The 13,650-nt window shown below is 40.4% G+C and carries 17 protein-coding genes; 1 reads left to right on the forward strand and 16 read right to left on the reverse strand.

What is annotated here, in order from left to right:
* Positions 1-214: 214 nt before the first annotated feature.
* Positions 215-922, reverse strand: a complete 708-nt coding sequence (deoD, locus tag BN2425_RS08240) for a purine-nucleoside phosphorylase (protein WP_042457499.1) — start codon at positions 920-922, stop codon at positions 215-217.
* Between the two features lie 229 nt (positions 923-1,151).
* Between deoD and BN2425_RS23325 the strand changes: the two genes are divergently transcribed.
* Complete coding sequence (locus BN2425_RS23325; RefSeq protein ID WP_264757802.1) at positions 1,152-1,280, forward strand: hypothetical protein; 129 nt, start codon at positions 1,152-1,154, stop codon at positions 1,278-1,280.
* 73 nt (positions 1,281-1,353) lie between these two features.
* On the opposite strand, the gene BN2425_RS08245 is transcribed toward BN2425_RS23325, so the two are convergent.
* From BN2425_RS08245 to BN2425_RS08315, 15 genes are all read right to left on the reverse strand, one after another.
* Positions 1,354-1,674, reverse strand: coding sequence for a YodL domain-containing protein (locus BN2425_RS08245; protein ID WP_042457501.1), 321 nt, complete (start codon positions 1,672-1,674; stop codon positions 1,354-1,356).
* Positions 1,675-1,789: 115 nt separating this feature from the next.
* Entirely contained in the window at positions 1,790-2,560 is a 771-nt protein-coding gene (locus tag BN2425_RS08250; RefSeq protein WP_042457503.1) for a sporulation protein, read from the reverse strand.
* Positions 2,547-3,359 (reverse strand): serine/threonine protein kinase, encoded by an 813-nt coding sequence (locus tag BN2425_RS08255; RefSeq protein ID WP_042457506.1) that lies wholly within the window; start codon positions 3,357-3,359, stop codon positions 2,547-2,549. Before BN2425_RS08255 ends, BN2425_RS08250 begins: the two co-directional genes overlap by 14 nt.
* A gap of 6 nt (positions 3,360-3,365) precedes the next feature.
* A complete protein-coding gene (locus BN2425_RS22855) occupies positions 3,366-3,548 on the reverse strand; it encodes a hypothetical protein (RefSeq protein ID WP_074433026.1) in 183 nt (60 codons plus the stop codon).
* Positions 3,549-3,705: 157 nt separating this feature from the next.
* A complete protein-coding gene (locus BN2425_RS08265) occupies positions 3,706-3,879 on the reverse strand; it encodes a YozD family protein (protein WP_074433027.1) in 174 nt (57 codons plus the stop codon).
* Positions 3,880-4,215: 336 nt separating this feature from the next.
* Positions 4,216-4,911: a hypothetical protein gene (locus tag BN2425_RS08270; protein ID WP_042457509.1), complete on the reverse strand. Its 696-nt coding sequence runs from the start codon at positions 4,909-4,911 to the stop codon at positions 4,216-4,218.
* 126 nt (positions 4,912-5,037) lie between these two features.
* Positions 5,038-5,259, reverse strand: coding sequence for a YozE family protein (locus BN2425_RS08275; protein WP_042457513.1), 222 nt, complete (start codon positions 5,257-5,259; stop codon positions 5,038-5,040).
* A gap of 99 nt (positions 5,260-5,358) precedes the next feature.
* A complete protein-coding gene (locus BN2425_RS08280; protein WP_042457516.1) occupies positions 5,359-5,646 on the reverse strand; it encodes a YokU family protein in 288 nt (95 codons plus the stop codon).
* 15 nt (positions 5,647-5,661) lie between these two features.
* On the reverse strand, positions 5,662-7,059 hold the full coding sequence (gene kamA, locus BN2425_RS08285) for a lysine 2,3-aminomutase (protein WP_042457519.1): 1,398 nt from the start codon (positions 7,057-7,059) through the stop codon (positions 5,662-5,664).
* 131 nt (positions 7,060-7,190) lie between these two features.
* The gene (locus tag BN2425_RS08290) at positions 7,191-8,579 is read right to left on the reverse strand and encodes a sigma-54 interaction domain-containing protein (RefSeq protein ID WP_042457522.1); all 1,389 of its coding nucleotides are present in this window, start codon (positions 8,577-8,579) and stop codon (positions 7,191-7,193) included.
* Between the two features lie 62 nt (positions 8,580-8,641).
* The gene (ablB, locus tag BN2425_RS08295) at positions 8,642-9,496 is read right to left on the reverse strand and encodes a putative beta-lysine N-acetyltransferase (RefSeq protein ID WP_042457525.1); all 855 of its coding nucleotides are present in this window, start codon (positions 9,494-9,496) and stop codon (positions 8,642-8,644) included.
* Positions 9,497-9,565: 69 nt separating this feature from the next.
* Positions 9,566-10,855 carry a peptidase gene (locus BN2425_RS08300; RefSeq protein WP_235714585.1) on the reverse strand — a complete coding sequence of 430 codons (1,290 nt, stop codon included), beginning with the start codon at positions 10,853-10,855 and terminating at the stop codon, positions 9,566-9,568.
* Complete coding sequence (locus BN2425_RS08305; protein ID WP_042457527.1) at positions 10,855-11,520, reverse strand: 3-oxoacid CoA-transferase subunit B; 666 nt, start codon at positions 11,518-11,520, stop codon at positions 10,855-10,857. The genes BN2425_RS08300 and BN2425_RS08305 overlap by 1 nt, the downstream gene beginning before the upstream one ends.
* Positions 11,505-12,197, reverse strand: coding sequence for a CoA transferase subunit A (locus tag BN2425_RS08310; RefSeq protein WP_042457530.1), 693 nt, complete (start codon positions 12,195-12,197; stop codon positions 11,505-11,507). The genes BN2425_RS08305 and BN2425_RS08310 overlap by 16 nt, the downstream gene beginning before the upstream one ends.
* The gene (locus tag BN2425_RS08315; RefSeq protein ID WP_154663478.1) at positions 12,198-13,556 is read right to left on the reverse strand and encodes an aspartate aminotransferase family protein; all 1,359 of its coding nucleotides are present in this window, start codon (positions 13,554-13,556) and stop codon (positions 12,198-12,200) included.
* Positions 13,557-13,650 lie beyond the last annotated feature (94 nt).

The following is a 13,650-nucleotide window of genomic DNA, read 5'->3' on the forward strand; positions in this document are numbered from 1 at the left end:
CTCTTCTTCCAACGCCTTCACCACTTTCATTCACAAAAAAATTAAGATTAGAGCCTGCTGCTAATGTGTGGGTAAAGTCAACACGAATCTTGGGACATTCTATTTTAATTACCCTTAGTGTTTAGAATAACATCTTTTTAATAAAATTAACAAAGAAAAGTTAACGATAGACAAAAATCAAAAAACCACTTCCAAACGGAAGAGGTTTTCGTTTTTAGGATTCACTAACAGCGGCTTCCAACGCGACTTCAATCATATCATTGAAAGTAGATTGTCGTTCCTCAGCGGTTGTTTCTTCGCCTGTGATGATATGGTCACTGACGGTTAAAACGGTTAATGCTTTACGCCCGAATTTGGCGGCTAGGGTATATAAAGCTGCTGTCTCCATTTCGACTGCAAGAATTTGATATTTAGCCCACTTTTCGAGCTCAGCATTATCATTATAAAAAGAATCTGCTGTAAACACATTACCTACCTTTAAATTTAGCCCCTTTTTGACACCGGCATCATACGCCTTTTTTAGCAGTTCAAAATCAGCGGATGGAGCAAAATCGACATGACCAAACGTCAATCGATTTATATTAGAATCCGTCGAACTTGTCATAGCCAAAATAACATCACGAACTTTGACATCCTTTTGAATAGCACCACATGTTCCCACACGAATAAGGGTTTGAGCATTATAGCTGTTGATTAGTTCATTCGTATAAATAGAGATAGAAGGGACACCCATTCCTGTCCCCTGTACGGAAATTCTTTTTCCCTTGTATGTACCGGTAAATCCGTACATGTTACGGATTTCATTATAACAGAAAGCTCCTTCTAAAAAGTTTTCGGCAATATATTTAGCACGAAGCGGGTCACCAGGAAGAAGTACAGTTTCCGCTATTTCATTATCTTTTGCACCAATATGTACACTCATTTTAAAAATCCCCCCATATATTTAGTACTTTTACTATTTTGTACCATAGACACTATACCATAAACATTTTTTCGGGAAAACCATTAAGCCAAAATGACATGATTTTTTAAGATTATGGAACACTATCCTTAAACTCAATATGTTCTTGAGTTACATTTGATATGAGTGATCATTAGGACAGGTAGATAAAAGGATAAATTATTATTACTAGCGTATTGGAGGATGAAACATGGGAAAAAAACATCGCAGCCGAATCAACGCACCTAAGAAGAATAATCATGTACCGCCTGAAGCGATTATTGCAGAACATGAAGCCCATGCAAAAGAATATTCAGCTAGTGGGGGGCGCAAGCGCTAGAAAGTAATTAAAACCATTTAAAAAGGAGTCGGCATCGTCATGACGGCCCAGACTCCTTTTTTCAGTATATTTATTATTTGTGGTTGGGAAATAAGATAATTCGATTGATGGGAACCCATCCTCCAGGCTGCAGCTGGTAATAATATTGCCCGCTACGTCCTTCATCTATTAATACAATATCTCCCGTTGAGAGGAAACGTCCCTTATAATTAACAGGGATTCTATCTGTAACGTTAAATCGGCTGAATGTTTCCCGTAAGCAGTGTTCACGGCTTACCGCTGGGACGAACGTCCGATATACTTGTTTATGCCCCTTTTTTTCGCGTTGCTTTGGAGTTTGAAAGATCGTCACATCATATTGAATAGTACTTTTTCTAGTCAACGCTTTGATCATATAAACCCTCCAATTATTAGAATTAATCATCTATTCTATTAATTAGAGATACCAATTGTCGAATCCTTCATAGAAAATTCACTATTTTTGTCGAAACTCAAAAAAAATGAAAGTTTTAGGAATATTGTTGAATGAAACTGTGCAGTTTATGCTGCATGGAGGGAATATCTGAAGCTGTCACGGTCATTCGTATATTTGTCTCATCTGCCCCGAGAGCCTCGGAGAATAGCCCCGCAAGTCCCCTTGCTCTGCGGTCCACCTGTACCATTAAATCAAGCGACCCATTTCTTGAAGGAAAAAAGATGATTTCCAATTCGTCAAGTCTGCCACGAAAAGGACCGGAGACCGGTACAAATTCAAATTCTTGAACAAAGGGTAACCTTCCGCGTAAACGTCTAGGAGCCTCCTCGCAATCTGCCTCACGAATTCGGAACCCAAGGCTGTCTACAGCTTGAAACACAGACGACATTAACGGATTGGGGACCACTTTTAAATAATCTTTGTCACTCGGATCCGCACCGCCTTTTATATCAAGACCTGTGGTAATCCAGACCTTCGACCGTCCTATCGATAAAGGAGTATCGTATGGTAGCTGAAAGGTAAATGGAAGGTCTTTTGTTTCATTTATCCGAATTAAAAATGGTGTTGTCAGTCTAAATCTGTCAATAATCGCATTTACTGAATACTTTCGATCATCCGATTCTCGCAAATAGGTAGTATTTAGGTTTAAATAGATTTCATCCACTTGCTGATCCACTTTACCGCCTCTAATAGCAACAACTCCTTTTACGGTCTCGCCCGGCATATACGTATCCTTTTCGAGTTTCGTATCCACTGTGGCAGCACCAATTCCCACACTTGCAAAAACTTTGTTAAAGAACGACATTATTTTTCCTCCTTAATAAATGGATAACCTTTTGGAGATCCGTTTTAATTTGAGCGCAATTTTGATAGGCATGGTCAATTTGCAATAGTCTCCTAATTAGTTGCTTAGTTTCTGAACAGATGTCCAGCTCTTCTTCCCAGCTTTTTTCCTTCTTATCATCAGGAACTTCAAAATTGGAATATAGCAAAAATAGTAGGAAATGTCCTAGTCCATAGAAGTCTGCCTGGACATTTACTTGTTTCCGAATATCCTTTTCCCGGTTTAAGCCTGTATACAAATACCTAGCCAGCCCTAAATCAATCAGGCGGATTCGATGATCACTGTATAAGACATTCGGAATTCGAATATCTCTGTGTATTATGTTCTGTTGATGAAGATACTCAATTTTCTCCAACAAATCTTCAGCAATCAACAATACGTCCAGTTCCGATACTTTCCATCCATCAAAAAAAATAAGCTGCTCAAAGTTTTTTCCATTAATAAATTCCATCGTATAATATGGGGTGTTTTTATATGTACCTCCCTCAAAATACTTTGGGAAACCGGGATGACCGATTGATTTTAACAGATTCTGCTCTGTTTCAAATCCTTTTCTGCCTGCTTTCGTTGTTCTCTTATGAAGACGCAGAGCCTTTAGAACCTTAGTTTGGCAATTCACAGTGTCCGTGACTAAATAACTATAGCCATAGCCGCCTGCGCCTAGCAGATTGACTACTTGGTAGCGGTCGTTAATTATTTCCCCCTTTTTGAAGGGGCGTTCAAGAAAATGACAAAAAAATAAAAGCAGTTTTTTGATCATAAGCCATTAACTGCTAAAAAAGCTTGACATAAAGCTTGAGCCTTTATATTTCTTTTTATAATGGTGATGTCCCAGATGATTGTACTTATGGGATTTATGTTTCTTCCACGAATCACTTGAAGACCCATAATGATTGTGATTATGGTGAAGCTTGCTCTTGATGATAGATTTAAGAATTTTTTTAAACATAAATATCCCCTCTCTTCTTTGTTCATATATACGAAAGGGTGAACAAAAGGTTTCTGTTTTTATAAAGAATTTTTTATACCATATAAAAAACGAGCTGATTTGCTCGTTTTTTCACTCATCTATAGATAGGAAGTTGACTTCCAGTTAGCAGAGGTGGTCAATCTTCCCCAATTTCCTCATCAATGATGCACTTTTCAATTAAGTATTCAAACGTGATGTCTGCCAGTTCTTCCAATTCTTCCTCGCTAGGAACGTATCCCCTTTTCACAAGCTCATGAAAGAAAAATTCCGCTATTTCTTCGGTATCAATAAATACTTCAATTTCTCTCAAGTAATCGCCCCCTTTATACAGAATGTATGAACGGCATTCATTTTTCATGCTAGTTTCTTTGACATGCCGCTCATAATGTAAACTTTCTCTACTCTCCTGAAACATATGGGTATTTTTGTTTGCAGACAGGCATAGGATGGATTAAAAGAATTTTCCTGAGGTGAGATTATGTCCAATTTTTATTTAAAACTTGAGGCTTGGGTCGAAGATGTTAATAAGGAGGATGGAGTGACCCTCCAATTCTTTGAAAAAATAATTAATAAAATGTTTCTTGTCATTAAATGGGCTTTTGTTCCATACCTTTTTTATTTGTTCGTTACTCTCCTCAGTTGAATGCTATACATGACTTTTGCCATCGTTACTGGTTAATCTTTCCAGCTTCTTAAGTATGACCCGCATAACCTGGTAATATTCCTGGTCATGAAATAATTCATATAGAATACGATAATCATTGAAAATATCTAATAGATGGTCGATTAATTGCTTTTTTTCTTTCACTCGGATTATTTCTTCCATTTCCGATTTTCTTAGCTTGTTATTATGCTTTGGACTCGGTTTATTTTTGTCTTGTTTATTCACTAAGTACAGCAGACCGAGCTTTTGGATAAATGTGTCAGCACTTTCTGCATCAGCAACTAGCGTCAATTCTTCCTCACCCACTTCAAGCCATTCGCCATCACTAATTCTTGAAAGTTCATAAATAACATCTTCCCATGCATCCTCTTTATATCGCCAAATCTCCGTCCGAAAACCTATGACCTTAAATAAATCGGCCCCGTAGCCACTTACTTGAACAAGGTCACCGATAAAGAACTTATATTCTATATCAATTTGCTCTTGCTCCATTGCCTTTCCTTCATATTCAGATAGCAGCTGCAATGCTGACTCATTGAATAATCCCTGCCCCTTATTCACCTCATAAACATAATCGCTTTCAAGCCATTTTACATCCGTTACCTTACCCACTGTTCCATAGACGGTAATGACCACCGTATCACCAATTTTATATTTTGGTTTTTTTCTGCCTGCCATTTCCTCCCCTCCCTTAAGGTTAGTCGAGTTAATTGATTACAATAGTATATGCGGAGGGATCATTTAAGCGCACGGCCATTTTATCAATAAAAAAACCGCCTCCTATGGAGACGATTCTACAATTGTCTACTCTTCCGACTGGATATATAGCTGCCATGCTTCATCAAAAATGGACATCGACTCTAAATAGTCACCGCTGAGTTCTAGGTATGAACTTAATTCATGATAGTCACTTGAATGTTTCGGAAAGCTGTGGTCTGAATAGGCATAGTTGGCAAACACACTAATATTATCCTTTGGTTCAGGATGTCGATATTTCATTAAAAAGTGGTAAAATGATTTTCTCATTGTAAGCGCCTCTCAATATACAATTACTGTTAATGTATCACTATAGACGATATAGATGCAATCGTCCAATTTGTTGCTTGTGGATAAATTACCAGTGAGCTACTCCGATAAGAAATCAAAATAATTTTTCTTCAGTAATCTTGGAAGTGCCATTAGTTCTTGATAGCTTACGACCTTCCCGATTTTTTTACAATCGATAAGAAACAATTGGTCCTCGATTTCTTTAACTGTTCTCTCACTTTGATACACCATCGAGCAGTCAGGACAGGATAGCGTTGGAGTTTCTTTGATTTCAATGGCACTGGTTCCATCTGGAAGTTCCCAAAAAACCGAACTCGTTATGGCCGTTATTTTTTTACTATTACACCATTCACAGGTATGATTCAATACTTCTCCTCTCCTTTAATCCGATTTCGTTTCTTTTTTTGTGAGTGCTTGATATTTTTTTTCCTTTAACTCATCTCGCTTGCCTCGCTTATCCTTTAACGTTTGATGGTCTGGATTTTGATTGTATTCCCTACGCCGGTTTAACCGTGATAATCCTTCCGGAACAAGATTAAACTGCTGATCATTCATTACTCCGGCAATGCCGTTGACCGATTTGTAATTGTCCATTTCAGGGTAGATTTCCTTAAAATAGCCATCTGCCCTTCCTGGAACATAATTTTCAGGTTCAGGGTAAGAGGTAATGACTCCCTCGAAATTTCGTAAGATCACCTTTTCGGGGCTTTGCGAGATTAAATAGTTCGGCTGCAAAGCGATTTTCCCGCCACCGCCTGGGGCATCGACTACAAAAGTAGGTACCGCATAACCGCTCGTATGCCCACGAAGCCCTTCAATGATTTCGAGTCCCTTCGAAACTGGTGCGCGGAAGTGACCAATACCTTCAGACAGATCGCACTGGTAGATATAATAGGGGCGAACACGGATTTTGACTAGGTCATGCATCAGCCGTTTCATAATTGGGACACTATCATTGATTCCAGCAAGAATAACAGATTGATTTCCTACCGGTACACCGGCATTGGCTAACATCTCACATGCCCGTTTCGAATCTTCTGTTATCTCAATGGAAGTATTGAAATGAGTATTTAGCCATATGGGATGATATTTCTTCAGGATATTACAAAGGTCCTCGGTAATTCTCTGGGGAAACACAACAGGTGCCCTCGTGCCAATCCGGATGATTTCCACATGGTCAATGTCCCTGAGATTTTTTAAAATATATTCTAATATATTATCATTAATTAATAGCCCATCCCCTCCAGAAATTAGTACGTCCCTTACCTGTGGTGTCTGACGTATATAAGAAATGGCTGCATCAAGCTGTTTTTTGGGGACTCCCATTCCGATTTGCCCGGAAAAGCGTCTTCTTGTGCAGTAGCGGCAATACATGGAACATTGGTTGGTCACTAGAAATAGGACGCGGTCCGGATACCGGTGGGTAAGCCCCGGAACCGGGGAATCTTCGTCTTCATGCAGTGGGTCTTCTAAATCATATTTCGTTTTATAGATTTCTTTGGAAACAGGAACTGACTGCATGCGAATTGGACAGCGCGGATCATCCGGATTCATTAATGAAGCATAATAGGGAGTGATATTTAATGGGATCGTTTTGGTGGAGATACGGACACCTTCTTCCTCATCCGGTGTGAGATTTATAACTTTCTTTAAATCCTCAAGCGTACGGATGGTATTGGTCAACTGCCATAACCAATCATTCCATTGCTCCTCGGTAACATCCTTCCATAACTCTATGTCTTTCCAATGCCTTGTTGGCTTATATAAGAACTGCTTCATGCTAACTCCTCCTAATTTGCCTTTACTAAATAATATGCAAGAATCGTGCCAAGGTGGAAATAAACAAAAAGTGTTGGGATCGAGATGTCAGCGAGTTATATATAAAAAATAAGTGCCGAATATTCGGCACTTCATATCATTTTTTTGAGTTTATATTGTAAGGTTTGCCTGGGGATTTCTAGAATTCTAGCAGCTTGGTTAATATTGCCTCTACACAACTTCATTGCCTCCATAATCAATTTTCGTTCCAAATTCATTACATTTTTTCTTAATGATAATCCTTCCGAATCGACAGTATCTCTGTTTGAATTTATCTGGTGCTTTAACATCACGGGCAAGTGTTCAATTAACAATCTTTCTCCCTCACAGACATTTACCATATACTCAATTGTGTGTTTTAATTCACGTACATTTCCCGGCCAAGAATACTCTTCGAAAAATTTCTTAAGCTTTTTCTCCATGTCTTTAACTGATTTCTGTAACTTTTGACCAAATTCTCTTATGAAAAGGTCGGATAGAAATAAAATATCTGATTTTCTCTCCCTTAATGGTTGAAGGGAGAAACTGAACACATTTAATCGATAATATAAATCAGACCGAAGCAGTTTATCTTGTAGAGCCTGTAGAGGAGGGACGTTGATAGCAGCAATCACCCGTACATTCACGATTGAACTTTCCAAGCTTCCTACCCGTCTAATCAGTCCATCCTCCAACACCCTTAGAAGTTTCGCCTGCAATTCAATGGGCATCGCATGCAGTTCATCGAGGAATAAAGTGCCGCCATCCGCCAATTCAAATAGCCCTTTTCGATCAACGGCTCCTGTATAACTGCCTTTTACAGTGCCAAAAAGTATGCTTTCAAGCAATGTTTCAGGTATTGCAGCACAATTTTGGGCAATAAATGGCCCGTTGCTTCTACTTGATTCATGATGAATTCCTTGCACCAACAACTCTTTTCCCGTGCCAGACTCTCCATAGACCAGAATTGAAGACTCCGACTTTGCCAGTTTTTTGGCTTCCTGCTTCATTTTTTCAAAATTCGGGTCGTTGGTCTTTAAATCCTCAAGTGTATAATTGACATGCTTTGGTGTTTTTTTTCTTTTTCCCTTATTTACTTCCTTTTGCAGGTCGAGCAATCTCTCTGCGAGAAGTTTCATCCTGGAGTAATCTTTTGCAATCTCAACAGCGCCGACAATTTTCTTTCCAATAAATATGGGCAAGGTCGTATTAATGGTATCAATCCTGGCTCCATGTAAATTAACATAAACCTGTGCCTGATTGTAAATGGGCTGTCTGGTGGCCATTACTTTTAATAAAGTGCTTGACTGCTCTGATAAAGAAGGAAATGCTTCAAATAAATGTTTTCCAAGTACCTCCTCCACTTCCATACCATCATGCCTGGCAGCAACCGCATTATAAAAAACTGTTTTTCCTTCGGTGTTGACCACATGGATTCCCTCATCAATACTATTTAATATGGCTGTCAAAACTTCTTTGGTTAAAGCATTTTGCTGCTCCATATTTTAACCGCCTTTTCGGAATAGCTTTAAGTGCCGAAAAACTGTGATAAGGCGCCGAAATTTCAGCAGGTTGATAAATCTTTTACCCACATATTCATATCTTCTAGCTTGTCATAAATATAACAATTGTTCATTAACCTTCCGCGATAAGAATATTCTAACTGGAAAAGGGCTGCATTCATGCCAAAAGATAACGCTCTTGCAATTGAATAAGCACAAAAAATCCCCTTCCTTTGCAATTCCTTCTCAAGTGCATTTAATAAAAATTTCATTAAGCCAAACTTTCTGTGCTCCGGAAGTGTGGCACAATCTGTCAGTTCAGCATTCTTATAAAATAAATTCACCTCCGCTGAAGCAGCACTGACTATCTTTTCTTGATGGAAATATGCATAATAAATCGTCCCATCCTTCATGGTTTTACTAATATATTTCGGGTCATGTAAAGGAGTTGGATATATTTGGAAAACCTTGCTGTAAAGCAAAGCAAGTTCAGCTGCTGAGCTTTCCTCAACCCTTTTTAACACATATTCTTGCGGAACCAAGGGCCTTTGATTAGTAGAGCCTAACTGACAAACACTATGAATAATTTGATCTTCTGTAATCCAATAATCACTTTTCTTACGATCTGCCGTATAGAATTTAGAGAAAAAATAAGCATGGGAACCGAGAAAATATCGATCGATCATGCCCTCTGGTTGAAGTCCAAGCTCATAGAAAGTGCTGACATCTTCGTTCCGCCCTTTAACAATTAGTTTATCAGCACGATGTTTTATCACCATGTCTTCTACCATTTGTAACAATGCCTTGGTATTCCCTCGGTAATCATCGATTCGTATTCGTTTATTAAATGGATCGAGGAAGATATCTGCAGTAAAATCACGTTCCTTGACACAAACTGTTTTTGCTAAATGCGTCATTGTTACCCCCCTTTATAAAATGTGCCTATAACAAATAAGCCTGGCCATGCGTGAGCCAGGCACATACCGCTAGTCTTCACATCCACACCAAGCTATGATTGTCAGGGCAATGATTTCGCTGGCGGTAAACATATCTTCCAAAATAATATGCTCATTTGCATCATGAGCAACCTCAGTGATGCCCGGTCCAAATACGACAACCGGTGTGTTACCGACCGATGAAAGTATTCCTCCATCTGTTCCCCATGGGCTAGCTTCTATCATTGGGGCTTTCCCCATTACTTGCTTAAAGCCTTTAGACAACTCTTGCATCAAGGGGTGACTTGTTTCTAATTTACCAGGCTGCCATCGACCTCCAAACCATTCCAGGGTCAGTGGATGAAGAACGAACCATTCATCCTGTTCATTAAGCTCCTGCAAACAATTTTCCATCTCTTGTTGAGCGGCAGCAATGGTTTCATCTGGGGCTACTCCCATTCGCCCCTCGATAATCGCCTTATCCGGAACGGAGGAAGGCCAGTCGCCGCTTTGAATTTTCCCAATATTAATCGGAATGGGGATCGATATATTCTCGTACAAAGGATCGTTGATGTTGGCATTTCTGTCCTTCTCCAACTGCAGGAGTCGCTCTATGACCCTCTGAGCCTTTTCAATCGCATTAACTCCTTCGTATCTGGTACCCCCATGGGCTGCCTTTCCGGACACCGTAATTCTAAACCACATCGAACCTTGCTGTTTGGGGAATAGCTTCATATTGGTCGGTTCAGGAATCAATGCACCATCCGCCTGATATCCTCTTAACACTGCCGCAAGAGTACCGGCACCGCCGCTTTCTTCCTCAATGACACTTTGAAATATGACGTCTCCTTTTAACTTTACTCCGGTTGCGACAATTGATTCCAATGCCATTAATAACGCAACGGTTCCCCCTTTCATATCTGTGGTTCCTCTCCCATAAAGCTTGCCTGACTCAATCCAACCGCTAAAGGGATCACGGTCCCAATTGTTGAGGTCACCAACCGGCACGACGTCAATATGCCCATTTAGGATGAGCGACCTGCCTCCCCCAGTCCCTTTTAACACTGCGACAAGATTAGGATTTCCTGCAAAACTGGAACGGTCACAGCAATAGGCTGGATGTTTAGTCAGTTCATCCCCGCCAATTTCCCAAATGTCTAATGTTAAACCAAGTTGCCGGCATTTTTCAATAAGTATTGCCTGTGCGCTGCTTTCATTTCCCCGAGTACTGTTTTCACGGACCAGTAATTGTAATAATCTTGCCCCTCTTGCACGATTTTCCTTCAGCCAGTTTCTTATTCGCCCTTCATCCTTCATCAAGCAGTCCACTCCTTTAGACATTAGTAAGCAATTCTCCTGATATTTTTACTCACTTGAAACACGGCTTCTGTTTTTGACCTAACCGTCTCCAATTCAAATGGAGGAAAAATTTCTGTCAGGATGAGACCGGCTTCGGTTACTTGAAAAACGGCTAATTCTGTTACAATCATGTTTACCGTGCCCGAAGATGTTAATGGCAGCGTGCATTTTTCCACTATTTTTGGACTTCCATTTTTATCACAGTGATTCATGAGGACAATGACCTTTTTCGCCTTTTGGGCAAGCTCCATCGCCCCGCCCATTCCTGGCACTTTTTTCCCCGGCACAATCCAATTGGCTAAATCTCCTGATTGACTAACCTGAAGGGAACCTAAAATGGTTAGATCTATTCTGCCGCTGCGGATTATCCCAAACGCAATAGAACTGTCACAATATGATCCCCCACTGTTTAAAGTCACCGGAAATCCGCCTGCATTACATAAATTCTCATCTTCGTCCCCACTATTAGGGCTTGGGCCCATTCCAACAATCCCATTTTCAGCGTGGAACATGACCTTGATATCCTCTGGCAAGTGATTGGGAACGAGAGAAGGAATGCCAATTCCGAGATTGACAACCATGCCTGTTTTAATTTCTTCAGCAGCTCTTTTTGCTAAGCGATGGCGAGTTTCTATTCCCAAGCCCATTTCCAATTGACCCCCTTTGATGGAATAACATAATCGACAAATACCCCAGGAGTAATAATCTCTTCTGGACTTAAACTCCCAAGAGAAACAATTTCTTCAACCTCTGCGATGGTGATTTTGCCGGCCATTGCCACCAGGGGGTTGGTGTTACGGGCACTTTTGTCATAGATTAAATTCCCGTACTCATCAGCCTTTTTAGCATAAACAATGGAAACCTCTGCAGTTAGCGCTGTTTCCACCAGATACTTTTTCCCGTTTAGTTCAACTAACGGTTTATCTTTGGCCACTATTTCATTATCGGTTCCGATATCCGATAAAATTCCGGGAAGGCCTACGCCACCGGCCCTTATTCGCTCTACAAGGATTCCTTGTGGAGAAAATTCAACATCTAGCTTCCCTTCGTGCATCAGACGGCCGGCAATAGGATTGGATCCGATATGGGATGCGATGACATTGTCGACCCTGCCATTGCTGACTAGTTTGCCGATTCCGATGTCTGGAAAGCCAGTATCATTTCCAATTAACTTCAGATGTTTTACCTTCTTTTCTAATATTCCGCCAATAAGTCCCGGTGGTGAACCAACACCACCGAATCCACCAAACATCAAAGTCATCCCATCATGAAAAAAATCCAGCACCTGGTCTAGTGTAGTAACTTTATTAAAAGGATTTTCCATTTACCCTTCACCAGCCATTTCCTGTTCCTTGAGTAGATTGGCAAAGACTTTAAAGGCTTTCGATAATAAATCAACTAATTCGTCAATTTCTGTCTCTGAAATTGTTAATGGCGGTGATATGATAATGGCATCACCGTTTACTCCGTCAAGACCTGCACCTGCCGGGTAAACAAGCAGACCTTGTTCCTTGGCCAAGTTTATGATTTTCTGGGTTACCGATACATTTCTTGCGAACGGCCGCTTTGTTTTGCGGTCCGAAACAAATTCAATCCCGAGAAGCAGCCCTTTGCCACGAATATCACCTACAAAGGAAAACTGGTTCTTTAACTGTTCGAGGGCATTCATCAGATAAACAGATTTAGATTTTACTTGACTCATAAGATCATTTTTTTGCAGATATTCCAAAACAGCTAAGGAAACTGCACATGATAAGGGGTTCGCGCTTAATGTATGTCCGCTCATCACTGATTTTGATCCATTTAGAATTGGCTTCATCACTTTATCACTGGCAATTGCGGCAGCAATCGGCGTGTACCCTGCACCCAGCCCTTTTCCAACTGCAACGATATCAGGAAGTACACCCCAGTGTTCACAAGCAAGCATCGATCCGGTTCGTCCAGACCCTGTCATTACTTCATCGGCGATAAAAAGTATTTCATATTGATCACAAATTTTTCGGATGGTTTGAAAGTAGTCTTTTGGGGGAGCGATGGCACCGCCAGCCGCACCGATAACCGGTTCAGCGATAAATGCAGCGACTTGTTCGGCACCTATTCTTTGAATGGCTGTTTCCAATTCTCTTGCACATAGATAATCACAGGAAGGTGCTTGAAGGTGGTAGGGACAGCGGTAACAATAAGGAGGATGGATAGTGGGAAAGTCCTCAAGCAGCGGGACAAATCTTGCTCTTCTGCCGGTATGGCCCGACATAGAAAGTGCACCTAGTGTAATGCCGTGATAGCTTACCCATCTGGATAATATTTTTGTTTTAGTGGTAATTCCCTGTTCTTGCCAATATTGAATCGCCATTTTCATGGCTGTCTCAGTAGCTTCGGAACCACTGTTGACAAAAAAACTCCAGTTCAAATCTCCGGGTGTCAGGCAAGCAAGCTTCTCTGCTAAACGTTCTGCTGCCTTACTGGTAAATTGCGAGCGGTAAACAAACGAAATCTTTTCTGCCTGTTCCTTGATTGCCTCCAATATTTCCGCCACTCCATGACCGATATTGGCGGTTACAGCACCAGATGATCCGTCCAAGTATCTTTTTCCATTTTCGTCATATAAATAAACTCCTTTTCCATAGGCAATGACAGGGTAAACCTCATCAAGCATCGGCTTTATTAAAAAAGAATGTGCCACAAAGAACACCGCTTTCTTTTATAAATAATGAGTTGTCATAGAAATTGTATGATGGAGACTATTGTTTCTTTCATGTAATTGACAGTAAACAAAA

Source organism: Neobacillus dielmonensis (assembly GCF_000612665.1).
In the GTDB taxonomy this organism is placed as follows: domain Bacteria; phylum Bacillota; class Bacilli; order Bacillales; family Cytobacillaceae; genus Neobacillus; species Neobacillus dielmonensis.

Excerpts from the sequence above, each read along its gene's own strand:
- deoD (WP_042457499.1), bottom strand. The coding sequence starts at position 922 with ATGAGTGTACATATTGGTGCAAAAGATAATGAAATAGCGGAAACTGTA.
- BN2425_RS23325 (WP_264757802.1), top strand. The coding sequence starts at position 1,152 with ATGGGAAAAAAACATCGCAGCCGAATCAACGCACCTAAGAAGAATAAT.
- BN2425_RS08245 (WP_042457501.1), bottom strand. The coding sequence starts at position 1,674 with ATGATCAAAGCGTTGACTAGAAAAAGTACTATTCAATATGATGTGACG.
- BN2425_RS08250 (WP_042457503.1), bottom strand. The coding sequence starts at position 2,560 with ATGTCGTTCTTTAACAAAGTTTTTGCAAGTGTGGGAATTGGTGCTGCC.
- BN2425_RS08255 (WP_042457506.1), bottom strand. The coding sequence starts at position 3,359 with ATGATCAAAAAACTGCTTTTATTTTTTTGTCATTTTCTTGAACGCCCC.
- BN2425_RS22855 (WP_074433026.1), bottom strand. The coding sequence starts at position 3,548 with ATGTTTAAAAAAATTCTTAAATCTATCATCAAGAGCAAGCTTCACCAT.
- BN2425_RS08270 (WP_042457509.1), bottom strand. The coding sequence starts at position 4,911 with ATGGCAGGCAGAAAAAAACCAAAATATAAAATTGGTGATACGGTGGTC.
- BN2425_RS08275 (WP_042457513.1), bottom strand. The coding sequence starts at position 5,259 with ATGAGAAAATCATTTTACCACTTTTTAATGAAATATCGACATCCTGAA.
- kamA (WP_042457519.1), bottom strand. The coding sequence starts at position 7,059 with ATGAAGCAGTTCTTATATAAGCCAACAAGGCATTGGAAAGACATAGAG.
- BN2425_RS08290 (WP_042457522.1), bottom strand. The coding sequence starts at position 8,579 with ATGGAGCAGCAAAATGCTTTAACCAAAGAAGTTTTGACAGCCATATTA.
- ablB (WP_042457525.1), bottom strand. The coding sequence starts at position 9,496 with ATGACGCATTTAGCAAAAACAGTTTGTGTCAAGGAACGTGATTTTACT.
- BN2425_RS08300 (WP_235714585.1), bottom strand. The coding sequence starts at position 10,855 with ATGTCTAAAGGAGTGGACTGCTTGATGAAGGATGAAGGGCGAATAAGA.
- BN2425_RS08305 (WP_042457527.1), bottom strand. The coding sequence starts at position 11,520 with ATGGGCTTGGGAATAGAAACTCGCCATCGCTTAGCAAAAAGAGCTGCT.
- BN2425_RS08310 (WP_042457530.1), bottom strand. The coding sequence starts at position 12,197 with ATGGAAAATCCTTTTAATAAAGTTACTACACTAGACCAGGTGCTGGAT.